The organism is Kribbella sp. VKM Ac-2571, assembly GCF_004362255.1.
Classification (GTDB): Bacteria; Actinomycetota; Actinomycetes; order Propionibacteriales; family Kribbellaceae; genus Kribbella; species Kribbella pratensis.
Window position 1 is genome coordinate 69,520 of record NZ_SNWS01000020.1, and the last position, 21,809, is coordinate 91,328.

General features: G+C 67.7%; 23 protein-coding genes. 3 read left to right on the forward strand and 20 right to left on the reverse strand.

Annotation, left to right across the window (positions count from 1 at the left end; all coding sequences use genetic code 11):
- Nucleotides 1-16: 16 nt before the first annotated feature.
- The 18 genes from EV651_RS34300 to EV651_RS34390 form a co-directional block, all read right to left on the reverse strand.
- Complete coding sequence (locus EV651_RS34300; protein ID WP_202870646.1) at nt 17-769, reverse strand: hypothetical protein; 753 nt, start codon at nt 767-769, stop codon at nt 17-19.
- Nucleotides 769-1,260, reverse strand: a complete 492-nt coding sequence (locus tag EV651_RS34310; RefSeq protein ID WP_133789419.1) for a hypothetical protein — start codon at nt 1,258-1,260, stop codon at nt 769-771. Before EV651_RS34310 ends, EV651_RS34300 begins: the two co-directional genes overlap by 1 nt.
- Nucleotides 1,257-2,546 carry an MCE family protein gene (locus EV651_RS34315; protein WP_133789420.1) on the reverse strand — a complete coding sequence of 430 codons (1,290 nt, stop codon included), beginning with the start codon at nt 2,544-2,546 and terminating at the stop codon, nt 1,257-1,259. The genes EV651_RS34310 and EV651_RS34315 overlap by 4 nt, the downstream gene beginning before the upstream one ends.
- Nucleotides 2,543-3,781, reverse strand: coding sequence for an MCE family protein (locus EV651_RS34320; RefSeq protein ID WP_133789421.1), 1,239 nt, complete (start codon nt 3,779-3,781; stop codon nt 2,543-2,545). The genes EV651_RS34315 and EV651_RS34320 overlap by 4 nt, the downstream gene beginning before the upstream one ends.
- Nucleotides 3,778-4,965, reverse strand: coding sequence for an MCE family protein (locus EV651_RS34325; protein WP_133789422.1), 1,188 nt, complete (start codon nt 4,963-4,965; stop codon nt 3,778-3,780). Before EV651_RS34325 ends, EV651_RS34320 begins: the two co-directional genes overlap by 4 nt.
- Complete coding sequence (locus EV651_RS34330) at nt 4,965-5,978, reverse strand: MCE family protein (protein ID WP_133789423.1); 1,014 nt, start codon at nt 5,976-5,978, stop codon at nt 4,965-4,967. The genes EV651_RS34325 and EV651_RS34330 overlap by 1 nt, the downstream gene beginning before the upstream one ends.
- Nucleotides 5,975-7,006, reverse strand: a complete 1,032-nt coding sequence (locus EV651_RS34335; RefSeq protein ID WP_133789424.1) for an MCE family protein — start codon at nt 7,004-7,006, stop codon at nt 5,975-5,977. The genes EV651_RS34330 and EV651_RS34335 overlap by 4 nt, the downstream gene beginning before the upstream one ends.
- A complete protein-coding gene (locus EV651_RS34340) occupies nt 7,003-8,331 on the reverse strand; it encodes an MCE family protein (protein ID WP_238157375.1) in 1,329 nt (442 codons plus the stop codon). Before EV651_RS34340 ends, EV651_RS34335 begins: the two co-directional genes overlap by 4 nt.
- Entirely contained in the window at nt 8,328-9,146 is an 819-nt protein-coding gene (locus EV651_RS34345) for an ABC transporter permease (protein WP_133789521.1), read from the reverse strand. The genes EV651_RS34340 and EV651_RS34345 overlap by 4 nt, the downstream gene beginning before the upstream one ends.
- A gap of 13 nt (nt 9,147-9,159) precedes the next feature.
- Nucleotides 9,160-9,933: an ABC transporter permease gene (locus EV651_RS34350; RefSeq protein ID WP_133789425.1), complete on the reverse strand. Its 774-nt coding sequence runs from the start codon at nt 9,931-9,933 to the stop codon at nt 9,160-9,162.
- 115 nt (nt 9,934-10,048) lie between these two features.
- Nucleotides 10,049-10,996: an ABC transporter ATP-binding protein gene (locus EV651_RS34355; RefSeq protein WP_133789426.1), complete on the reverse strand. Its 948-nt coding sequence runs from the start codon at nt 10,994-10,996 to the stop codon at nt 10,049-10,051.
- A gap of 223 nt (nt 10,997-11,219) precedes the next feature.
- Nucleotides 11,220-11,606, reverse strand: a complete 387-nt coding sequence (gene rplL, locus EV651_RS34360) for a 50S ribosomal protein L7/L12 (RefSeq protein ID WP_133789427.1) — start codon at nt 11,604-11,606, stop codon at nt 11,220-11,222.
- Between the two features lie 64 nt (nt 11,607-11,670).
- Nucleotides 11,671-12,291 carry a 50S ribosomal protein L10 gene (gene rplJ, locus EV651_RS34365; RefSeq protein WP_133789428.1) on the reverse strand — a complete coding sequence of 207 codons (621 nt, stop codon included), beginning with the start codon at nt 12,289-12,291 and terminating at the stop codon, nt 11,671-11,673.
- Between the two features lie 214 nt (nt 12,292-12,505).
- Entirely contained in the window at nt 12,506-13,690 is a 1,185-nt protein-coding gene (locus tag EV651_RS34370) for an MFS transporter (protein WP_133789429.1), read from the reverse strand.
- On the reverse strand, nt 13,690-14,499 hold the full coding sequence (locus EV651_RS34375; protein ID WP_133789430.1) for an IclR family transcriptional regulator: 810 nt from the start codon (nt 14,497-14,499) through the stop codon (nt 13,690-13,692). Before EV651_RS34375 ends, EV651_RS34370 begins: the two co-directional genes overlap by 1 nt.
- Nucleotides 14,500-14,655: 156 nt before the next feature.
- A complete protein-coding gene (locus tag EV651_RS34380) occupies nt 14,656-15,060 on the reverse strand; it encodes a RidA family protein (protein WP_133789431.1) in 405 nt (134 codons plus the stop codon).
- A 13-nt stretch (nt 15,061-15,073) separates the two neighbouring features.
- Nucleotides 15,074-15,808, reverse strand: a complete 735-nt coding sequence (locus EV651_RS34385) for an IclR family transcriptional regulator (RefSeq protein ID WP_133789432.1) — start codon at nt 15,806-15,808, stop codon at nt 15,074-15,076.
- Complete coding sequence (locus EV651_RS34390) at nt 15,805-16,779, reverse strand: sugar kinase (protein WP_133789433.1); 975 nt, start codon at nt 16,777-16,779, stop codon at nt 15,805-15,807. Before EV651_RS34390 ends, EV651_RS34385 begins: the two co-directional genes overlap by 4 nt.
- 145 nt (nt 16,780-16,924) lie before the next feature.
- On the opposite strand from EV651_RS34390, the gene EV651_RS34395 reads away from it, so the two are divergent.
- The 3 genes from EV651_RS34395 to EV651_RS34405 are packed head-to-tail and all read left to right on the forward strand — an operon-like array spanning nt 16,925 to nt 20,470.
- Nucleotides 16,925-18,229, forward strand: a complete 1,305-nt coding sequence (locus EV651_RS34395; RefSeq protein ID WP_133789434.1) for an amino acid deaminase — start codon at nt 16,925-16,927, stop codon at nt 18,227-18,229.
- A gap of 1 nt (nt 18,230) precedes the next feature.
- Nucleotides 18,231-19,835: an amidohydrolase family protein gene (locus tag EV651_RS34400; RefSeq protein ID WP_133789435.1), complete on the forward strand. Its 1,605-nt coding sequence runs from the start codon at nt 18,231-18,233 to the stop codon at nt 19,833-19,835.
- A complete protein-coding gene (locus EV651_RS34405; RefSeq protein ID WP_133789436.1) occupies nt 19,832-20,470 on the forward strand; it encodes a bifunctional 4-hydroxy-2-oxoglutarate aldolase/2-dehydro-3-deoxy-phosphogluconate aldolase in 639 nt (212 codons plus the stop codon). The genes EV651_RS34400 and EV651_RS34405 overlap by 4 nt, the downstream gene beginning before the upstream one ends.
- On the opposite strand, the gene EV651_RS34410 is transcribed toward EV651_RS34405, so the two are convergent.
- Both EV651_RS34410 and EV651_RS34415 read right to left on the reverse strand, forming a co-directional pair.
- Entirely contained in the window at nt 20,457-21,149 is a 693-nt protein-coding gene (locus tag EV651_RS34410; RefSeq protein WP_133789437.1) for a DUF4097 family beta strand repeat-containing protein, read from the reverse strand. The two genes, EV651_RS34405 and EV651_RS34410, sit on opposite strands and share 14 nt — an antisense overlap.
- Nucleotides 21,149-21,793: a response regulator transcription factor gene (locus tag EV651_RS34415; RefSeq protein WP_133789438.1), complete on the reverse strand. Its 645-nt coding sequence runs from the start codon at nt 21,791-21,793 to the stop codon at nt 21,149-21,151. The genes EV651_RS34410 and EV651_RS34415 overlap by 1 nt, the downstream gene beginning before the upstream one ends.
- Between the last annotated feature and the right edge of the window lie 16 nt (nt 21,794-21,809).

A 21,809-nucleotide genomic window follows, 5' to 3' on the forward strand; every position in this document is an offset into this window, starting at 1 on the left:
CGGAGTTACCTAGAGATTACAGTCCGGCGATCTCCTGGACCAGCCATCGGTCGCCGTTTCGGACCATCGTGAACCGGGTCCGGTTCAGGTCCATCCGGGGACTACCCTTCGTGATCGTGCTGGTCGTCGTCTGGTTGACAAAGATGATCAGCGTGACCCGGTCGGCGTCGCCGTCGCGGACCCCGACCTCGCGGACGTCGGCCTTCACCGTGGCCTTGGTCTTGGTGGCGAGTTCGCCGGCCACCTTCGCGGTCTCGTCGAACTTCGCGGCGAACTCCGGGGTCATCGTCGCGCGCGCGGCGGCGAAGCTTTTGTCCAGGTCACGGTAGTCGTAGCTGAGCGCCGTCTCGGCCGCCTTCCGGCCCGCGGCGGCGGCCTGGTTGCGGGCGTCCTCGGCCTGCTTGCCGTGCCAGGCCTTGATCCCGAGCACCGCGGCGACGGTCAGGGTGAGTACGACGACGATGCCGAGCGCGGCGGTCAACGCGGTCCCCAGACCCCGTTTCGGCTCACTCTCCGTAGAGATTTCGGCAGCCGGTGACTTCTCGAGAGCACCCTCGGCGGCGTCGTCTGTGGCCGGGGTCACATCCTGCGGACGGGGCTCCTCGACCCCATCCTCGACGGGTTCGGCCTCGACCAGTTCGGCCTCGACCAGTTCGTCCTCGGCAACGACCGGCGCGTCCGGCTGGTCCGTGGTCGGTGCGTCCGGCCGGCCAGGTTTCGCCGTACGGCGCTGGCCGGCGATGCGGGGGCGGTTGCGGGACGTCGGCATCAGCCCACCACCTGCAGGTCGGCGGTCAGCCAGCGGTCCTTCTCGCGGACCATGTCCAGCTTGATCCGGTACCGGCGCTGGACGCCCTCGGCCGAGGCCGTGTTCGTCACCACCGCGTTCACGATCACCAGCACCTGGGCGGAGTCCTTGTCGTTGGAGACCACGGCGGCTTCCTTGACGTCGCCCTTGGAGGTCGCCTTGTTCGTCACCACGTCGGTCTTCACCGCGTTGATCCCCTGCTGGTACTCCTCCTTGAACTGCCCGGTGGAGTCGTCGATGACCCGCTGGAAGTCCGCGTCCGAGGTCTGGTAGTCGTACGTCGTGAAGTCCAGCGCCAACTGCCGCGCCGCCTTCATCGCGCCGTCGCGTTGCGAGTCGTCGGCCCGCTGCTTGCGCAGGGCGACCACCGACAGCGTGAGGCCGGCGATCGCCACCAGGAGCAGCACGCTGAGAGCCCAGGCCAGCACGAGCCGGCCGTTCCGTGCGATCACTTGCCGGTCACCGGTCCAAGGATGAGTGCCTTCCAGGAGTCGCTGCCGAGCAGGTCCTGCTGTCCGCCGGTGGAGCCGAGCGTCATACCCGGCATCCCATCGGCTCCGCCCGCCGCGCCCGTCGCCGGGTCGTACCCGAGCCCGTACCCGGACCGGTTCAGGTCCTCCCGCGACGACGGCGTCGGCTTGTTCTGCGAGCCGCGCACGTTGATCCCGCTCGACGGGTCCGCCGTACAACCGGCCTTGGCATTCGCGGGGGTGTCCTTGACGTCCTGCGGGACCCGCTTGTTCGTCCCGCCGTACCCGGGCCGGCAGGCCGGCGGCTGGAGCCCGACGACCAGCCCGAAGTGCGCGTCGTAGTGCCCCTCGGCGTTCTTGGCCGGTACGACGTACCCGCCCATCGACACCGCCGGGTACACCACGAACAGCTGCTCGACGGCGTCCAGCCGGACCGCGGTCAGTTCGCTCACCGTCAGCAGGTTACCGAGGAGCACCGCGATGGACGCGCTGTTGTCCTGGATCAGGCCGGTGATCTGGGTGGAGGCGAGCGAACCCTGGTCGATCACCTTGCGCAGGTTGCTGTCCGAGCTGACCAGGGTGTCCGACAGCAGCGCCAGGTTCTTCGCCCAGGTCTTGATCGCGTCGCCGCTGGCCACCTGGGTGGCGAGCACGGTGTCGCCGTCGTTGATCAACTTGATGGTCTGCAGCACGTTCGCGTCCGCGTCGTCGATCAGCTTGCCGGAGCTGTCGATGATCTTCTGCAGATCGATGCCCTTGCCCTTCAGCGCCGCCCCGAGCTCGCGCACGGTGGTCCGCAGACTCTCCTTGTCGACCGAGTTCACCAGCTGGTCCAGGTTCAGCAGGAGCTCGGTGGTGTCGATCGGGATCGCGGTGTCCTTGCGGTCGATCTTCGAGTTGTCCTGCAGGTACGGCGCTCCGTCGCGGCGCGGCTGCAGATCGACGTACTGCTCGCCGATCGCGGACCGGTTCGCGACCACCGCGAGCAGGTCGTTCGGGATCTTGAACTTCTTCTCGATGTCCATGTCCACCTGGACGCCGTCGTCGAGCAGCTTCAACTGCCCGACCCGGCCGACCGGCTGACCGCGATACGTCACCTCGGCGCCCGCGAAGATGCCGCCGGACTCGACGAAGCTGGCGCTGACTGTGTAGTCGGTGTCGACGACCAGCTTGTCGATCTGGGCGTACTTCGCCCCGACGAACGCGACGCCGACGACGGTGATCAGCAGGAACACCATCAGCTGGATCCGGACCGCTCTGGTGATCATCCGACCACCCCCGGCATCAGGGCCCTGGCCAGGTCGGGATCGAACCCGGACCGGTTCAGCTTCGGAGAGCAGACCGGCACGCCGAGCACCGTGATGCAGGTCGTCGCGGTCCCGGTCGGGACCGGAAGCGACGGCAGCGCACTGCCCTGCCCCGTCGGCAGGTGTACCGGGAGGCTGATCCGGCCGGTCGGCAGCGCGGTCGGGCCGACTGTCGGCAGCTGGATCCCGAGCAGGGTGTCGAGTGCCTTCTTGGTGTTCACGTCCACCGTGATCCCGAGGTTGGTGTAGTCACCCTTCGCGGCCTTGGCGGCGTTGTCGGGGAACGGATAGGTGAACAGCAGCTCGAGCGACTTGGGCAGGTTCTCCCCCGCCTCGGCCAGCTTGGTGAGGATCGGGTACAGCGACTGCAGGTTGGCCACCAGGTCCTTCTGCGCGGAGGTGATCACCCGGGTCGCGGTGTTGCCCAGCGTGGCCAGCGCCTGCAGCGTCTTGACCAGTGCGGCGCGCTGCTTGTCCAGGGTCGCGATCGACGCCGGCAGCGAGTCGATCGCGGTCGCCAGCGTGGCCTTCTGCGCGTTCAGCTTCTTGGCGAGCACGTCCACCGACTTGATCGCGGTGATGATCGTCGCCTTGTTCTGGTCCAGGGTGCCGACGAACGTGTTCAGCTGGGTCAGCACGCTGCGGATGGCCGGCTCGTTGCCGGTCAGCGCCTTGTTCAGCTCCTGGGTGATGATCTGCAGCTGGGCGACGCCGCCGCCGTTCAGCAGCAGCGAGAGCGCGGACAGGACTTCCTCGACCTCGACGTTGCTTGTTGTCCTGGACAGCGGGATGAGCTCGCCGTTGTCGAGCTTGCCGCGGGCCTTCTCGGACCCGGTGGGCCGGGCCAGTGACACGAATTTCTCGCCGAGCAGGCTGGTCTGGCGGATCGTGGCGTGCGTGTTGTCCGGCAGCGCGAGGCTCTTCGGCAGCTTGATCCGCACCTTCGCGACGTACCCGTCCAGCCAGACCTTCTCGACCGTGCCGACGGTGACGTCGTCGACCTTCACCGACGACTTCGGCACCAGGTCCAGGACGTCGGCGAACTCGACGGTGACCGTGTACGACGGCCCCTTGATCTTCGCGCCGCCCGGCAGCGGGAGCGAGTAGACGGAGAAGTCACAGCCACTCAGCAGGGTCGCGAGCGCGATGACTCCGGCGACGATCGACGTACGGCGTTGGATTCTGGGGAGTCTCATCGGACCAACCCCCCGAGCGTCGGGTCCACGGGGTCGGGGCTGTTCAGCGGGGCCTTCGGCGCCGGTGCCCACGGCGTACCGGCAGGACCGCCGCTGGCCGGCGCGGTGCCGGTCAACTGCTCGATCAGCGGCAGCTTGGCCAGGGCGTCGAGGACGGGCTTCAGCGTGGAGCACATCGACATCGGCTGGTTCGCCTGCAGCAGCAGCGAGCAGACGAACGTCGCCGGGTCGTCGAGCTGTCCCGGATTGATGCGCTGGTCCAGCGTGCCGAACTGCGGGTTGTAGATCCTGGCCAGGTTGCCGAGGCCGAGCGGCGCGGTGTCGAGCACCTCGGCCAGCGCAGCCTTCTCGTTCACCAGGATCTGCGACAACTTGGTGGCGCCGGTGACCGTGTTCTTCACCAGCGTCCGGTTCTCCTGGACGAACGTCGCGACCTCGCCGAGCGCGGTGGCGAGCAGCGACAGCGCCGCGCCCAGGTCCTTGCGCTCGCCCGCCAGGGTGGTCGAGGTGGTGGCGAAGTTCGTGTTGAACTGCCGCACCAGCTGGTCGTTCGCGGCGAGCGCGGACACGAACGTCTGCAGCTGCCGGATCGTGTTGAACAGCGCCGACGAGTTGCCCGACAGCGTGCTGGTCAGCTTCGAGACGTCGGTGATGGTCTGGTTCAGCTTGGCGCCCTGACCGTTCAGGTTCTTCGCCGAGACGTCCAGCAGCCGGGCCAGCGCGCCCTGGTCGTTCGCGCCCTTCGGCCCGAGCGCCACGGACAGGTCGTTGAGACTCTGGTAGATCTGGTCGAGCTCCAGCGGTACGGCGGTCCGCTCGAGCGGGATCTGCGCGCCGTCGGCCATCACAGCGCCTTTGGAGTACGCCGGGGTGAGCTGAAGGTAACGGTCCGCGACGATGGACGGCGAGGCGATCACCGCCTTCGCCTCGGCCGGCACCTTGTGCTTGGCCTCCCACCAGAACTTCACCCGCACGCTGCGGCCGGCCGGCGTGACGCTCTCCACCTCGCCGACCTTGATGCCGAGGATCCGGACGTCCGATCCCGGGTACACCGAGACCGCCCGCGGGAAGTACGCCGTCGCCGTCACCCGCTCGGGCTTCGGCCACAGACTCACGGCGCCGACCACGATGATCACCAGGACCACCGCCATCGCGATCAGCCGGGAAACAGCGTTCACCCGCATCAGCCGCCACCTCCCAGGATCGGGGGCAGCCCGGTGGGCAGCACCTTGGGCAGCGGGATCTCAGGCACCGGCACCAGGTTCTGCAGGTACGTGTCGAACCACGGCCCGGTGCCGAGCGTGTTCGTGAAGACCCGGACGAACGGCGCCAGGCCCTTGATGCTCGCGTCCAGGGAGTTCTGGTTCTGCAGCAGGACGGCGAGCACCGCGTTGACCTTCTGCAGCGTCGGCCCGAGGTCCTTGCGGTTTTCCCGGACCAGCGCGGTGATCTGCGCGGACAGCTTCTGCGTCGACACCAGCAGCTGGTGGATCAGCGCCCGCCGGGCCTGCACGGCCTGGAAGACCTTGTTGCCGTCCTTCATCAGCTTGATCAGCTGCTGGTTGCGGTCGGCAAGCACCTTGGTGACCACGTTCGAGTGCTGCAGCAGCAGTTTGAGCTGCTCGTCGCGCTTGGCCACGTTCCGGGACAGCCGGGACAGGCCGGTCAGCGACGCCTGCACCTCTTCGGGCGTGTTCTTGAACGTTGCCGACAACGTGTCCAGGGCCTTCGCCAGCTGGGCGGTGTTGATCCGCTCGGTGGTGTTGGCCAGGTCGGTGAAGGCGTCCACGACGTCGTACGCCGAGATCGTCCGGGCCAGCGGGATCTCGGAGCCGGGCTTGAGCTCGCCGGGACCGGCCGGGTTGAGTTTCAGGTACTTCTGGCCGAGCAGCGTCTTGATCTTCATCTCGGCGCCGGTCTGGTCGCCGAGCTTCACGCCCTTGTCGACCACGAAGTCGACCCGGACGTGGGTGCCTTCGAGTTCGACGTTGCGGACCTTGCCGACGCGGACGCCGGCCACCCGGATCTCGTCGTTCGCCTTCAGGCCGCCGGCCTCGGAGAACTGCGCGGAATACTTCGTCCCGCCGCCGATCAGGGGGAGGTCCTGCGCCTTGAACGCGGCCAGCATGATCAGCCCGATCACCGTCAGCCCGACCACGCCGATGGTGACCTGGTTCTGTTCCCGGAAAGGCTTCACTTCTTACACCTCGCCGAGTTGAGGTCGTAGGCGACCGGGATGCGGGTGCCGGTGGGCAAGGTGACGTTGCCGTCGAAGTTGCACAGGTAGAAGTTGAACCAGGAGCCGTACGACGCGGTGCGGGTCATCGTGTTCAGCTTCTCCGGCATGAACTGCAGGGTCTTCACCCAGATCGACTGGGTGTCGTCGAGCGTCGTCGCGACCGCGCGAAGCTTGTCCAGGTCAGCCTTGATCGGCACCCGGGTCTGCTGCAGCAGGCCGGCGGTCTTGGTGTTCAGCGAGTTGATCGAGGTCAGCGAGCTGAGGATCGGGTTGATGTCCTGGCTCAGGCCGGTGATGAACTGCTGCAGGTTGACCAGCAACTGGGAGAAGTTCGCCTGCCGCTGGGAGACGATCTGCAGCGTCGAGGTCAGGTTCGTGATCAGGTCGCCGATCACCTGGTCGGCGTCGGCCAGTGTGGTGGTCAGCGACGCGGTCTTGGCCAGCAGCGACTCGATCGTGCCGCCCTCACCCTGCAGCACCTTGATCACCTCGAACGCGAACTGGTTCACGTCCGCCGGGGTGAGCGCGGTGAACAGCGGCTTGAAGCCGTTGAACAGTACCGACAGGTCGAGCGCCGGCGTCGTGCGTTCCTTCGGGATGACGCCGTTCTTCTTCAGCCGGTCGCCGCCGCCGATGCCGTCGGTGAGCGCGACGTACCGGTTGCCGACCAGGTTGCGGTAGCGCAGCGTCGCATGCGTCGAGGTGTCGATCACCTGGTCGGAGTCGATGCTAAACGTCACCATCGCCAGTGTGTTCTGGTACAGGGCGATCTTGTCGACCTGCCCGACCTTCACGCCGGCGATCCGGACGTCGTCGCCCTGGTTCAGCCCCACCGCGTCGGTGAAGACCGCGCGGTACTTGGTGGTCGGGTTGAAGCTGATGTTCCCGATCGTCACCGCCAGCAGCGCGGTCGCGATGGTCGTGACCACCACGAAGATCCCGAGCCGCACGGTGTCGAACGTGGTCTTCTTGTCGAAGAAGCTCATTTGAGGTTCACCTGACCTCCGCGGAGGAGGGGGCCGACCATCAGGGTGGTCAGGTCCGGTACGTCGTTCGCGGCGACGCCCATCTCCGGGCCGACGACGGAGTCGATCACCTTCTGCTCGGCCGGCGATCCGACGCCCTGGGTGTCCATCGCGAACCCGGGCATCGCGCGGTTCAGCTTGAGGTCGAGCGGGAAGCGCTGGTTCTTGTTGTGGTCGCCGATCACGCCGTCGTCACCGGTGACGTACGGCGCGGGGTTCTCCTGCGTGTACGGCCCGGGGTGGGAGCCGGGATGCGTGTAGTTCCGCCCCACGCAGGTCGGTCCACGGTGGTCCTTGTACGCCGGCAGCTCGTTCGGCTCGTACGGCGTCGGCTGGTTGGTGATCAGCTCGAGGTTGATGTTGAGCCGGCCGTCGCGGAACGTGTCGTTCAGGATCGGGGCGGTTTCGGTCATCACCTGGAGGAAGCACGGCACCTCGGGCGAGTACCGCTCGAGCAGGTCGAGGACGGGACGGGTGACCTGGCCGAGCCGGATCACCCGGTCCTCGTTGGCCTTCAGGAACGTGTCGCCGGTCGTGGACAGATTCTGCACGTCGACGAAGAACTGCTGCAGTTGCTTCTGCTTCTCCACGACCGTGTTGCCGGTGATGGTCAGGTTCCGTAGCGCGCGGACCAGGTCCGGCGTCGCGTCGCCGTAGATGTCCGAGACCTGGGTCAGCTTGGCGAGCGCGTCCATCAGCTTCGGGACGTGCGGATTCAGCTTCTTCAGGTATCCGTCGAGCTGCGTCAGAGTTCCGGCGATCTCGGCGCCGCGACCCTCGAGAGCGGTCGCGAGGGTGTTCAGCGTGGCGTTCAGGTCGGCCGGGTCGACCGCCTGGAGCAGCGGCAGCGCGTCGTTCAGCACCTTCTCGATCTCGATGCCGACCGCGGTCTTGTCCCGGCTGATCACGTCACCGGCCTTGATGGGCCGTCCCTCCGGACCCTGCGGCGGGACCAGCGCGACGTACTTCTCACCGAACAGGGTCTTCGGCAGGATCCGGGCGCTGACCGCGCTGGAGATCTCGGCGACCTGGTCCGGCTTGAGCGCGAGATTGACCGTCGCCTCGTCACCGTCCGTGGAGACCCCGCGGACCTCGCCAACGATGATGCCACGCAGCTTCACGTCCGCGTGGTCGTTGAGCTGCAGGCCGATGTGGCTGGTCTTGAGCTCGACGTTCACGGTCTTGGTGAAGACCTTGGCGTAGAACGCGTAGGTCAGCCAGAGCAGGAACACCAGTACGCCGATGAACGCGACGCCCAGCACCTTGTGCGAGATCAATCTGGTCATCCGGCCAACCTCACGGTGGTCGTCGTACCCCAGATGGCCATCGACAGCAGCAGGTCGACGACGTTGATCACGACGATGGACGTCCGTACGGCGCGACCGACGGCGACGCCCACACCGGCCGGACCGCCACTCGCGTGGTAGCCGTGGTAGCAGTGCACCAGGATCACCAGGACCGAGAACACCAGCACCTTGCCGAACGACCAGAGCACGTCTCCGGGTGGCAGGAACAGGTGGAAGTAGTGGTCGTACGTGCCCGTACTCTGCCCGTAGAACGTGGTGACGGTGAGTCTGGTCGCGAAGTACGACGAGAGCAGGCCGACGACGTACAGCGGGATCACCGCGATCAGGCCGGCGATGATCCGGGTGGTGACCAGGAACGGCAGCGACGGGATCGCCATCACCTCGAGGGCGTCGATCTCCTCGCTGATCCGCATCGCGCCGAGCTGCGCGGTGAAACCGCAGCCGACGGTCGCGGCGAGCGCGATGCCGGCGATCAGCGGGCCGATCTCGCGGGTGTTGATGTAGGCCGACACGAAGCCGGCGAACGCCGACGTACCGATCTGGTTCAGCGCCGAGTAGCCCTGCAGGCCGACCTCGGTGCCGGTGAAGAACGCCAGGAACGTGATCACGCCGACGGTGCCGCCGATCACGGCCAGCGCGCCGGAGCCGAGCGTCACCTCGGCGAGCAGCCGCAGGATCTCCTTGCGGTACCGCGTGACGGACTTGCCGGACCAGGCGAGCGCCTTGATGTAGAAGGCGAGCTGCTCACCGAGGTGGTCGAGCGAGTTCAGGGGCTTCTTGACCAGCACGTCCATGAGGGCCGACACGTCAGGCCCCCTTCGGCGGAACGAGCTGGAAGTAGATCGCGGTCATCGAGAAGTTCGCGACGAACAGCAGCATGAACGTGATGACGACCGACTGGTTCACCGCGTCGCCGACGCCCTTCGGGCCGCCGCCCGCGTTACAGCCCTTGTACGACGCGACCACCGCGGCGATGCACCCGAAGACCAGGGCCTTCGCCTGCCCCTGCCACAGGTCGGGAAGATGCGCGAGCGCGGTGAAGCTCGCGATGTAGCTACCGGGGGTGCCGTCCTGGAGGACGACGTTGAAGACGTAACCGCCCATCACGCCGACCACGCTGACGAACCCGTTCAGGAAGAACGCGACCAGCATCGTCGCGAGCACCCGCGGTACGACGAGACGCTGGATCGGGTCGATGCCGAGCACCATCATCGCGTCCAGCTCTTCGCGGATCTTCCGCGAGCCGAGGTCGGCGCAGATCGCCGAGCCGCCGGCCCCGGCGATCAGCAGCGCGGTCGCGATCGGCGACGCCTCCCGGACGACGGCCAGCACCGCGGCGGAACCGGTGAAGGCCTGTGCGCCGAACTGCTTGATCAGACCGCCGACCTGCAGCGCGATCACCGCACCGAACGGGATCGCGACCAGCGCGGTCGGGATGATCGTCACACTCGCCACGAACCAGGCCTGCTGAAGGAACTCCTTCACCTGGAACGGCCGGCGAAACGTCGCCCGCCCGGTGTCGAGAGCAAAAGCAAACAGCGAACCGGCCTGCTTCAGCGGGGCGGTGGCAGAAACTGTCACGGGGCCTCCCGCCCTGGACTGAGGAGCGGAGGGAGCGAAGCGACCGGAGCGACGAGGGAAGGGCGGGAGGCAAAGCCCCGTGACCCGCCGCGCGGCAGCGCGGCATTCAGCACGGTCACCTTGCCCCCACTGTTGAAGTGGCGAACGAACCCGGGGGTGGGGTGACGCCGTGTTCGCGGCACCAGGCGCCTGGCTCGCGCTGGGTCGGCCGGAGCATGCCGCTGCTGGGCAGCTGCTGGATCGGGATCGGCGGCAGCGGCGGCAGCTCCTGGCCGGCCTCGGCGGCCAGCTCGTCGGCGTCCTTCTCCTCGGACATGCCGATCGGACCGACCATCTGGGCGTTCAGGAACTGGCGGACCACCGGTTCCTCACTGGACAGCAGCATCTCCCGCGGCCCGAACATGGCCAGGTGCCGGTGGTAGAGCATGCCGATGTTGTCCGGCACGGTGCGCGCGGTGTTGACGTCGTGGGTGACGATCAGGAACGTCGGGCTGAACGCCTCGTTCAGGTCGATCATCACCTGGTTCAGGAACGACGTACGGACCGGGTCCAGGCCGGAGTCGGGCTCGTCGACCAGGAGGATCTGCGGGTCCAGCACCAGCGCGCGGGCCAGGCCGGCTCGTTTGCGCATACCGCCGGAGATCTCCCCTGGCAGCTTCTTCTCCGCGCCCACCAGGCCGACCATCTCCATCTTCTCCATCACGATGGAGCGGATGTCGGACTCGGACTTCTTGGTGTGCTCGCGGAGCGGGAACGCGACGTTGTCGTACAGGTTCATCGAGCCGAACATCGCGCCGTCCTGGAACAGCACGCCGAACAGCCGCCGTACCTCGTAGAGCTCGCGCTCGCTGCAGGTGGCGATGTCGGTGCCCTCGATGTACACGTGGCCCCGGTCGGGCTTGAGCAGGCCGATCAGCGTCTTCAGGAACACGGACTTGCCGGTACCGGACGGGCCGAGCATCACGCAGATCTCACCGGCGGGCAGCGTCAGGGACACGTCGCCCCAGATGAGCTGGCTGCCGAACGACTTGGTGAGACCTTCGACGCGGACTTCTACGCCCACCGGCCCTCCTCACGGGAATGTCTGCTGGTCCCCGACCGACGACGTTCTGCCGTCCCAACGACGGGGCAGTGGCCTAGGTTACGCACGAGTACGGTTTTGCGTAACCCCTGAAAGTCAAGCGGATGAGATCCTAGCGATCCGACATGCCAGAAGGGCGGCCCCCTTGCGAGGACCGCCCTTCTCTACACATTCGTTACGTCCCGCAAGCGGAACGTAACTGAGGTCACTTGAGCGTGACGGTGGCGCCGGCGCCCTCGAGGGCCTCCTTGGCCTTCTCCGCGGCAGCCTTGTCGACCTTCTCCAGGATCGCCTTGGGGGCCGACTCGACGAGGTCCTTGGCCTCCTTCAGGCCGAGGCTCGTGAGACCGCGCACCTCCTTGATGACCTGGATCTTCTTGTCGCCGGCCGACTCGAGGACGACGTCGAACTCGTCCTGCTCCGCGGCCTCTTCGGCAGCGGCAGCCGGGGCGCCCGGAGCAGCGGCAACGGCAACCGGGGCGGCGGCGGTGACGCCGAACTCCTCCTCGAAAGCCTTAACGAACTCCGACAGCTCCAGCAGGGTCAGTTCCTTGAACTGGCCGAGGAGCTCTTCGGTGCTGAGCTTCGCCATGGTGGCGGTCCTTCCTGACAAATGGTGCTTGGTGATCACTGATGGGGTGTTGCGGTGAGATGCCTCAGCTGTCAGCTGCGGCGGTCTCCTCGGTGCTCGCCTCGGCAGGTGCCTCGACCGTGTCCTGGACGGTGTCCTGGACGTCGGCCGCTGCGTCCTGCGCAGGGGCCTCGGCCGGCAACTTGTCCTGCAGCGCCGCGAACAGGCGCGCGGCCTGCGACAGCGGAGCAGCGAACAGCGACACCGCTTGCTGCGGGGCCGCCTTCATCGCACCTGCGAGCTTCGCGAGGAGGACCTCACGCGACTCCAGGTCAGCGAGCTTGTTGATCTCGTCAGAGCCGAGTGCCTTACCGTCCAGCACTCCACCCTTGATGACGAGCAGGGGGTTCGCCTTGGCGAAGTCACGCAGACCCTTGGCCGCAACCACCGGGTCGCCCTTGATGAAGGCGATTGCCGAGGGGCCTTCGAGCAGCGAGTCGAACGAGTCGACTCCCGCATCCTTGGCCGCGATCTTGGTCAGCGTGTTCTTCACCACGGCGTAGTTCACGTCGTCACCGAGCGAAACTCGCAATTGCTTGAGCTGCGCAACGGTGAGACCGCGGTACTCGGTCAGCACGGCGCCGTTGGAGCTACGGAACTCGTCCGTCAGCTCCGCGACAGCGGCTGCCTTGTCCGGCCTCGCCATGGGGGTCTCCTTCTTTCGGCTTCCTTGCCTGAGACCCCTGAAAAAGGAAATCGCCCCTGCGCAGGCGCAAGGGCGTGAACATACTGATGTCACTGTCCAAGTCACCTGCGCGGGCCGCCCACCTGAGTGGGACCTTCAGCTACCTAGGGCAGCAACCAGCGGTCTTCGGCTCGATAACAGTATCAACGTCTAGCTTGGCGACCAAATCGGTTGTTCAAGCAGGTTGTTCTGCTCTCGGATGCGGTGGGATCCAGCGGTGCATCGCCGTGGCCGCCGCCCAGCCGGTTCCGGCCATGATCATGATCGCCGGAGCCAGTCCGAGGGTCGCGGTCGCGCCCGCGAGCAGGAGCGGTCCGGCGCCGTTGCCGGTGTCCGCGAAGAGGCGGAAGGCGCCGAGGAACTGGGCCCGTCCGACGGGCGGTGAGGCGTCCGCGCCGAGGGTCATGATGACCCCGGCCCCCAGTCCGTTCCCGATCCCCATCAGTAGTGCGACCGCGGTCAGTGTCGCCATGGTGTGCGTCAGCGGCAGCAGCAGATGCGCCAGCCCCAGCACGATCATCGACGGTACGGCGACCCACTTGCGACCGAGCCGGTCCATCACCGAACCGGCCGGATAGAACAGCAACATGTCCACCGCACCGGACAGTCCGAAGATGATGCTGATCGTCTGCGGGTCCAGTCCGATGTGCAGCGCCCAGAGCGGGATCACCACCTGCCGCGAGGCCCGCACCGCCCCGACGAGCAACGCTCCGACACCGAGAGTCCGCAGTACGGGGAAGTGGTCGCGGATGACACCCCAGGTCGACTGTGCCGCGATCGGCCCCCTCCCGCGCCGGTTGGCAACGTCCGGCAGGCTCACCAGGACTGCACAGGCGAGTACGGCGGCCACCAGGTGCACCCAGTACGCGCCGTCCGTGCCGAGGAACCTCATCGCGCCCGCACCGAGGAACGGGCCGATGAACGAGCCGATCCGTTGTACGCCGCCCAGTGTGGACAGCGCGCGGGCCCGTAGCTCGATCGGTACGGCTTCACTCAGGTAGGCCTGTCGGGCGAGGCCCCAGACCGCTCCGGCGAGTCCGGTACAGCCGATAGCGATGGCCAGACCCCAGACCGTTGGAACCACCAGACAGGCCGCCAGTGCAAGCGCTACCAGGACGGTGGCGGACAGCATCGCGCTGCGCTCGCCAATGCGGTTTGTGAGGGCACCAGCTGGGATGTCACCGATCACCTGGCCCAGGCCGGCTGCACCAACGACCAGCCCGGCTACAGCGACCGAAGCGCCCAGGTGCGTGGCCGACAGCGCTACGACGGGTGCGATCGCGCCTTGGCCGATTCCGTAGAGCAGAGCGGGCAGATAGACCGCAGGTGCGATTTTCCAGAGGGTCCGGGCCTGGGACATCACCGGCCGCCGGCCAGCGCCGTACTGCGGTCTCGGGCGGCCGGGGTGGCGCCCAGCAGCTCGGACACCGACCAGGCACCTTGGGCGACCCTCATCCCGAACTCCTCCATCCGCTCGACCGGCATCCGCATCTCGGGGCCGGAGACACTCAGACAACCGGCGACCTCGCCGGAATAGCCGAATACCGGCGCCGCGACGCTGCAGATCCCGGCCGTCCGCTCGGTCCGCGACATCGCGTACCCGCGCCGGCGGATCGCCGCGAACTGCTCGGCGAGCACCTCCGGGTCGGTGATGGTCGCGGGCTGCACCTGTTCGAGCGGGCCTTTCAGGACCTCCTGCTGCCGCTCGAACGGCAGGAAAGCCAGCAGCGCCTTCCCCGGCGCACCCAGTGGCAGCGCGACCGGCAGACCGAACTCCGTGTAGGTACGGCGCAACTGGTGATGGCTCTCGACCTGGTCGAGGACGACGCGCTGCCCCGACGGGAGCAGCTCGTGCACGGCCGCGGTCTCCCCTGTGGCATCGCGGAGTGCACGCAGCACCGGCAGGGCAGCGTCGCGCAAACCGGCCGGAATCCCGCCGCTGTGCGCCAACTGCACGACCAGCGGGCCGATCGCGTACCGCCGGTGGGCGGTCTGCCGGACGAGCCCGTTCTCCTGCATGGCGAGCAGCAGCCGGTGCACGGTGCTCGTGGACAGGCCGGTCGCCCGCGCCAGGTCACTGATGCCGAGGTCCGGCGTCCGCGCGTCGAAGCACCGGAGGATCGCCACCGCGCGGTCGATCGACTGCACCGAACCACGCGCTTCCTGCATGGTGAAACCATATCCCGCGATACGGGAAAGCTGTCGAGGCGGCGTCCAGCCGGTGAGCATCACCGCTGGACCGACCGCGGCCCGGGTCAGCAGGCCGTCAACGACGAGCCACTGATCCGGGTGCCGGGTTCAGAACCAGCTGTACCAGCCCAGGAATCAGCTCAGGACAGCGAGCGCGTCGATCTCGACGAGCATGTCCGGCAGCGGCAGGCCGGTGAAGACGGTGGTCCGCGAGGGCAGGACGCCGCTCGGCGTACGGGTCGACACGAACTCGGCGTACGCCTCGTTCATCGCGGCGAAGTCCTCGCGCTGGGTGAGGTAGACGCGCAGCATCACAACGTCGTCGATGCTCGCACCGCCGGCCTTGAGGATCGCCTCGATGTTCTGCAGCACCCGGGTGGTCTGGCCCTTCACGTCACCCTTGAACACGAAGTCGCCGCTGGCCGGGTCGACCGAGCCCTGGCCGGACACCTGCAGGATGTTGCCCTTGCGGACGCCCTGCGAGAACACCGGCATCGGCGGCGGCGCGTCGGTGGTGGAGACTGCGGTCTTGTCGGACATCAGGTCTGACCTCTCAGTTGTAGTCGGCACTGATCGCATTCGCGGTGGCGAGCAACTCAGGCAGCAGCTCGAGCACCTGGTCATAGTTCAGCAGTACGTCGGGCACCGACAACGACACGGCCCCGACAACGCGCCCAGTGCTGTCGCTCAGCGGCGCACCGATGCAGTTGATGAACGACTCATGCTCTGCCTTGTCCTGAGCCCAGCCACGCTCTTTGGTCAGCTGCAGCTCGTCCCGCAACCGGTCCGCGTCAGTGATGGTGTTCGGCGTGTAGACCTTGTAGTCCAGCGTCGCCAGCACCGCCTCCCGCTGCCGCTTCGGCTGCGCAGCCAGCAGCACCTTGCCGACCGCTGTGCAGTGCAGAGCCGCCGGTACGCCGACCTGCGAGTACATCCGCACCGAGCGCACACTGTCGAGCTTGTCGACGTAGATGACCTCACCGTTCTCCCAGGCCGCCAGGTGAACCGTCTGGCCGGTCTTCTGGTTCAGCTCACGCAGATGCGGTGCGGCAACCTGCCGTACGACGTGTTGCTCGCGCGCCACGTCCGCGAGCGCGAACAGCCGCGAGCCCAGGCGGTAGCGGTGCGCCGAGTCACGCCGTACGAACCGCTCTGCCTCCATGGTGCGCAGGAGACGCAGCACTGTCGTCTTGTGCACGTCCAGCTCGGTCGCCAGCTGGTCCAGCGACCGCTCCCCCTCGCCGAGGCTCTTGAGGATCTGCAACGCCCTACCGAGGCTCTGACTCATGCGACGCCGATCTTCGTCGCCGCCCACTCCTCATCTGATGCCTTGAGAAGTCGCTCGCGCACCTCTCGCGCCGGCGGCGGGGCGTGGTCTTCCGGAGCGGTCAGGACTGCTGCGGCGTTCAGGTGCCCCAACCGGAGTCGCTGCGTCATCGGAAGGTCCTGCAGCGTCGCAGCCAAGAAGCCCGCGGCAAACGCATCACCCGCTCCGACTGTCTCCACTACGTCCACGGTGAGCGCCGGAACCTCAGTGCGACCGCCTGGCTCCAACACCATCGCCCGGTGCGCGTCATCCTTCACAACCAGGACAGGCGTTTGGAGTCGCTCGTACAGCTCGTCCGGGTCCCCAGTGCCGGCAAAGACCTCCGCCTCGTCAGCACCGATCAACACGATGTCGGCCGCCTTCAGCAACCGCCACAACGCCTCGGGATCCCTGTCCCGCCACAACGCCGGCCGCCAGTTCAGGTCGACGCTGAGCAGGAACTCACGCGGCTCGGTCGCCAGCCGCTCCAGCATCTCCGCACTGGTCGTGGAGATCGCCGCAGTGATCCCGGTGGTGTGCACGAGCTTGGCCTGCTTGAGTCGCTTGCTGACCTCCGGCCGGTCCAGGAACTCCGGGTCCATGGCAGCAGCCGCGGAGCCGGTCCGGTAGTAGTACATCCGGGAGCGCCCGTCCTCCGACTCCTTCACATAGAGCGCGGTCGGCCGGACCGGGTCCAGCTCGACACCCCCGATGTCGACACCACGCGCCTGCAGATCCCGCAGTACGTGCTGGCCGAAGCCATCGTCACCGAGCCGCGAGATCCATCCGGTGGGCACGCCGAGCGCCGCCAGCCCACCGGCCACGTTGCACTCCGCCCCGCCGACCGACCGACGGAACGTCTCCACGTCTTTGAGGGGTCCCGGCCCGCCCGCCAGCATGATCATCGCCTCACCCAGGCAGATCGCGTCCGTCTCAGGGAGCGGTTCGGGCATCGGCACTCCTTGGCGGCGGGGTGATGGGATAGGCGTGCGTCGGACCGGCGTGCGTTGACGCGACTTCGGGCGCGATGCTACAACCGACGAGTCAGAATGCGCAATGAGCGTTGCGTATTTTGCAATCCCAACCCCAGGGGGTCAGATGCCTGCTTACGATGCCGACACCGTCGCCGCGCTCGCCGATCAGCAGGTGAGCTGGCAGGACAAGGCGTTGCCACCCGCCTTCTGGGGCCGCACCGTCGCGGAGGTGCTGGCCGACCGGCCTCGGCTGTCCCAGCTTCCGACTCCGCTGATGACGCTGTCGGCCCCCGGACTGCGACACAACGTCGACACCCTCGCCACCTGGTGCACCCGGCACGGCGTGGAGCTCGCACCGCACGGCAAGACCACGATGGCGCCGGCCCTTTGGGCGATGCAGTTGGATGCCGGCGCCTGGGCGATCACGCTGGCCAACGTGTTCCAGCTCGGAGTCGCTCGGGCGTACGGCGTACAGCGCGTCCTCGTCGCCAACGCGGTGATCTCACCCCTGCAGTTGCGCTGGATCGCCGACGAGCTCGCGGCCGACCGGACGTTCGAGGTGATGGTGTGGGCCGATTCGATCCGCACGGTCGAGCTGATGGAGGCGGCGCGTTCGGCGTACGTCGGCGCGGACGCGCGACCGCTCGACGTGATGGTCGAGGTCGGCGGCATCGGCGGCCGGACCGGCGCCCGGGATCTCGAGACCGCCCTCGCCGTAGGGAACGCCATTGCCGAAGCGTCGACCCTGCGCCTCGTCGGCGTGGCCGGGTACGAGGGCGCGATCGGGCACGGCGTCGACGAGGCCAACCTCGAGGAGGTCCGCGCGTACCTGCGGGAGCTGGCGACCGTTCATCACCGGCTGCGGTCTTTGTGCGACGAAGACGTCGTACCGGTGGTCAGCGCGGGCGGGAGCCAGTACTTCGAGCAGGTCGCGAAGGTGCTCGCCTCCGAGGCAGGCGAAGGCGCTCGGGTGGTACTGCGGTCCGGCGCGTACATCACCCACGACGACGGCCTCTACCGGCGGGTGTCGCCGCTCGGCGAGCACCCGCGGACGGACGGCGAACAGCTCGTGCCGGCGATGCACGGGTGGATGCGGATCACGTCGCAGCCCGAGCCGGGACTGGCAATCTTCGACGGCGGGCGCCGCGACTTCCCGTTCGACCAGGACTATCCCGAGCCGCAGCTGATCCGGCCGCGGTCGGACGGTTCGCCGATCCTGCCGGCCGCCGGGATGAAGGTGACGAACCTCAACGACCAGCACGGCTACCTGCAGTTCGGCGACGACCAGGACGTGGTGATCGGGGACGAGCTGCGCGTCGGCCTGTCGCACCCCTGCACGGCCTTCGACAAATGGGGCCTGATCCCCGTCGTCGACGATCCAGACGCCGCGGATCCCGTGATCGTCGACCTGATCCGGACGTTCTTCTGACATGAGAGATGTCCTGATCACCGGGGCGCTGGTCGTCGACGGGTCCGGCGCGCCGGGCTACCACGCCGACGTCGCGGTCGACGCCGGGCGGATCGTGGCTATCGGCAACGACCTTCCGGCCGCGCACCGGAGGATCGACGCGGACGGGCTGGTGCTGTCGCCCGGGTTCATCGACATGCACTCGCACTCGGACCTGCAGATCCTGGTCAATCCCGACCACACCGCCAAGGTCAGCCAGGGCGTCACGCTCGAGGTGCTCGGTCAGGACGGCCTGTCGTTCACCCCGATCGACGATCCGACGCGGGCCGTCGTACGCCGTCAGATCGCCGGCTGGAACGGCGAACCGGACGACTTCGACTTCTCCTGGTCGACGGTCGCCGGGTACCTCGACCGCCTCGACCAAGGGATCGCCTGCAACGCGGCGTATCTGGTCCCGCAGGGCACGCTCCGGCTGATGGTCGTTGGCACCTCCAACCGTCCCGCGACCGTCGACGAGCTCGCCCGGATGAAGCAGCTGCTCGCCGACGGACTGCGCGACGGCGCGGTCGGGATGAGCAGCGGGCTCACGTACACGCCCGGCATGTTCGCCGACACCGACGAGCTGGTCGAGCTGTGCCAGGTCGTCGCATCGTACGGCGGGTACTACGCCCCGCATCAGCGCTCGTACGGCAAGGGCGCCCTCGAGGCGTACGCCGAGATGGTCGACGTGGCCCGCCGCTCCGGGTGCGCGCTGCACCTGACCCATGCGGTGATGAACTTCGCCCCGAACGCAGGCCGAGGCTCCGAGCTGGTCGACATGATCGACAAGGCGCTCGCGTCTGGTGTCGACGTCACCACCGACACTTATCCGTACCTGCCGGGCGCCACGACCCTGGCGGCGATCCTGCCGAGCTGGACCGCCGAAGGCGGGCCGGACGCGCTGCTCGCGCGGCTGCGCGATCCGTCCGCGCGGGAGCGCATCACCTACGAGCTGGAGCAGGTCGGGTCCGACGGCTGCCACGGTTGCGTGGTGGAGTGGGACACGATCGAGATCGGCGGCGTGCGCAACCCTGCCCTGTCCGACGCGGTCGGCAACACCGTTGCGTCCCTCGCGGCAGGCACCGGAAAGCCGGCCTCGGAGGTCTTCTTCGAGATCCTGCTCGCCGATGACCTCGCGACCTCGATCCTGCAGCACGTCGGCCACGAGGAGAACGTGCGCGCGATCATGCAGCACCCGTCGCACACGGGCGGCTCGGACGGGATCCTGGTCGGCGGCAAACCGCACCCGCGGTCGTGGGGCACGTTCCCGCGGTACCTCGCCCGCTACGTCCGCGAGCTCGGCGTACTGGATCTCGCCGATTGCATCCACCACCTCACCGGCCGCCCTGCCCGTCGTCTCCGGCTCCCGGACCGCGGGCTGATCCGCGAGGGGTACGCCGCCGACCTGGTCCTCTTCGACCCCGCGAAGGTCCAGGACACCGCTACGTTCCCCGAACCTCGCCGGCAAGCCACCGGCATCCCGTACGTCTTCGTCAACGGCATCCCCGTCATCGACGACTCGCAGCGAACGCCCACCCGCCCCGGCCGCGCCATTCGCCGTACCTCAGTTGAAAGGAACTTGTCGTGAACACCCTGGAGCTGCTCCGAGCCGATCGGGTTCTGACTGTCGTCCGCGCCCCGGAGATCTCGGACGCCCGCGATCTCTGTACCGCGTTGGTTGCCGGCGGCATCCACGTCGTCGAGCTCACCTACACCACCCCGGATCTCCCCCGGCACCTGGAACGCGCGGCCTCCACCGCTGCCGAGACCGGCGCGGTCGTCGGCGCCGGCACCGTTCAGACCGGCGACCAGGCCGCCCAGGCGATCAACGCCGGCGCCCAGTTCCTCGTCACCCCCGGCCAAGGCCCCGAGGCGGCCGCGATCGCGGAGGCCGCGCGGACCGCCGGCATCCCCCTCGTACTCGGCGCCTTCACGCCGTCCGAGGTGATGACCGCGCTCGCCCTCGGCTCGGCCGCGGTGAAGATCTTCCCGGCACATCAACTGGGCCCGAAGTACTTCAAGGACCTCAACGGCCCGTTCCCCGGCGTACCGCTGATCCCGTCCGGCGGCGTCAACGCCACCAACGCTCCCGACTTCCTGGCCGCCGGCGCCCTGGCCGTCAGCGCCGGCACCGACGTCGTCTCCCCCGCCGACGTCGCCGCCTCCAACTGGGAGTCCATCACCGCGAAGGCCAAGAACTTCTGCGCAGCTATTGAACGGTGATGCTGCCGTAGCTGGTACGGAGATAGAGACGGTTCGAGGAACTGGAGTCGTTCGGTACGTCGACCTGGGTCGATCCTTGGGCCGCGAGCGCATCGATCGCGTACGTCGCCGTACGTGGAAGCTGCACCGTGAGGGAACCGTCGCTGGTCGTGGCGTTGACCTGATCCGGCGCACTGTCGAAGAGCATGTCGATCGAGCCGTGCACTGCGTCCACCGAGACCCGCCGGCTCCGCACCCGGGTCAGGGCGACCGAAGCATCGGTAGCTTCCACCGTCAGCGGCGACGCAACGCCGACCGCAGCCATTGACGACCCCTCGGCCTTGGCGTGCACGGCAGCCGAACTCGGCACCTCCACTGTCAGCTCGACGTCGCAATGCACGTCCGGACAGGTCGTCTCGATATCCACCACCCCGCTGGCCGTCGACACGTTCACGGCGGGCTGCGCGGCGGCGTACGTCCCGTCGACCGTCACATGCACCTGTCCGTCGGTGCTCGCCAGCAACTGCATCTGGACGCCCGACACCACCTTCACCCCTTGCGGTCCGGGCGTGAACGAGGCCGAGTAGTCGTACGGCAGCTTGCCCCGGATCAACGACACGGTCAGCGCGGCGCCCGTGATCACGAGCACCAGCACCGGCACCAGACCGATGATCAGCATCCTCCGCTGCGCGGTCGTCATCACGTGTCCAGGTACTTGAGCACGGCGAGCACCCGCCGGTGCTCGCCGTCGGTCGGGGACAACCGGAGCTTCAGGAAGATGTTGCTGATGTGCTTCTCCACGGCGCCTTCACCGACGACGAGCGCCTGGGCGATCCCGGCGTTCGACTTTCCTTCCGCCATCGCCCGGAGAACGTCCTGTTCCCGCGGGCTGAGCACCGCGAGCGGATCCTCCTTCCGCGATCGCACCAGGAGTTGCGAGATCACCTCCGGATCCAGCGCCGCGCCACCGCCCGCGACCCGGCGCAACCCCTCGATGAACTGATCCACGTCCGCCACACGGTCCTTGAGCAGGTACCCGACACCGCCCGGGTTCCCACCGATCAGTTCACTCGCGTAGCGCTCCTCGACGTACTGCGACAGCACCAGTACGCCGACCTCGGCGTACTGCTCGCGGATGACCAACGCCGCCCGCAGTCCCTCATCGGTGAACGTCGGCGGCATCCGTACGTCGACCACGCACACGTCCGGACGATGCGCCGCGACGGCCTTGAGCAGCGCGTCCCCGTCCGCGACTGCCGCGACCACCGCGCAGTCCTGCTCCTCCAGCAATCGCACGATGCCCTCACGCAGCAGCACCGAGTCCTCGGCGATCACCACCCGCATCCGCTCAGTCTCCTCA

Excerpts from the sequence above, each read along its gene's own strand:
- EV651_RS34340 (WP_238157375.1), bottom strand. The coding sequence starts at position 8,331 with ATGACCAGATTGATCTCGCACAAGGTGCTGGGCGTCGCGTTCATCGGC.
- EV651_RS34315 (WP_133789420.1), bottom strand. The coding sequence starts at position 2,546 with ATGATCACCAGAGCGGTCCGGATCCAGCTGATGGTGTTCCTGCTGATC.
- rplL (WP_133789427.1), bottom strand. The coding sequence starts at position 11,606 with ATGGCGAAGCTCAGCACCGAAGAGCTCCTCGGCCAGTTCAAGGAACTG.
- EV651_RS34380 (WP_133789431.1), bottom strand. The coding sequence starts at position 15,060 with ATGTCCGACAAGACCGCAGTCTCCACCACCGACGCGCCGCCGCCGATG.
- rplJ (WP_133789428.1), bottom strand. The coding sequence starts at position 12,291 with ATGGCGAGGCCGGACAAGGCAGCCGCTGTCGCGGAGCTGACGGACGAG.
- EV651_RS34370 (WP_133789429.1), bottom strand. The coding sequence starts at position 13,690 with ATGTCCCAGGCCCGGACCCTCTGGAAAATCGCACCTGCGGTCTATCTG.
- EV651_RS34390 (WP_133789433.1), bottom strand. The coding sequence starts at position 16,779 with ATGCCCGAACCGCTCCCTGAGACGGACGCGATCTGCCTGGGTGAGGCG.
- EV651_RS34415 (WP_133789438.1), bottom strand. The coding sequence starts at position 21,793 with ATGCGGGTGGTGATCGCCGAGGACTCGGTGCTGCTGCGTGAGGGCATC.
- EV651_RS34410 (WP_133789437.1), bottom strand. The coding sequence starts at position 21,149 with ATGACGACCGCGCAGCGGAGGATGCTGATCATCGGTCTGGTGCCGGTG.
- EV651_RS34320 (WP_133789421.1), bottom strand. The coding sequence starts at position 3,781 with ATGAGACTCCCCAGAATCCAACGCCGTACGTCGATCGTCGCCGGAGTC.
- EV651_RS34395 (WP_133789434.1), top strand. The coding sequence starts at position 16,925 with ATGCCTGCTTACGATGCCGACACCGTCGCCGCGCTCGCCGATCAGCAG.
- EV651_RS34325 (WP_133789422.1), bottom strand. The coding sequence starts at position 4,965 with ATGCGGGTGAACGCTGTTTCCCGGCTGATCGCGATGGCGGTGGTCCTG.
- EV651_RS34375 (WP_133789430.1), bottom strand. The coding sequence starts at position 14,499 with ATGCAGGAAGCGCGTGGTTCGGTGCAGTCGATCGACCGCGCGGTGGCG.
- EV651_RS34400 (WP_133789435.1), top strand. The coding sequence starts at position 18,231 with ATGAGAGATGTCCTGATCACCGGGGCGCTGGTCGTCGACGGGTCCGGC.
- EV651_RS34385 (WP_133789432.1), bottom strand. The coding sequence starts at position 15,808 with ATGAGTCAGAGCCTCGGTAGGGCGTTGCAGATCCTCAAGAGCCTCGGC.
- EV651_RS34300 (WP_202870646.1), bottom strand. The coding sequence starts at position 769 with ATGCCGACGTCCCGCAACCGCCCCCGCATCGCCGGCCAGCGCCGTACG.
- EV651_RS34335 (WP_133789424.1), bottom strand. The coding sequence starts at position 7,006 with ATGAGCTTCTTCGACAAGAAGACCACGTTCGACACCGTGCGGCTCGGG.
- EV651_RS34345 (WP_133789521.1), bottom strand. The coding sequence starts at position 9,146 with ATGGACGTGCTGGTCAAGAAGCCCCTGAACTCGCTCGACCACCTCGGT.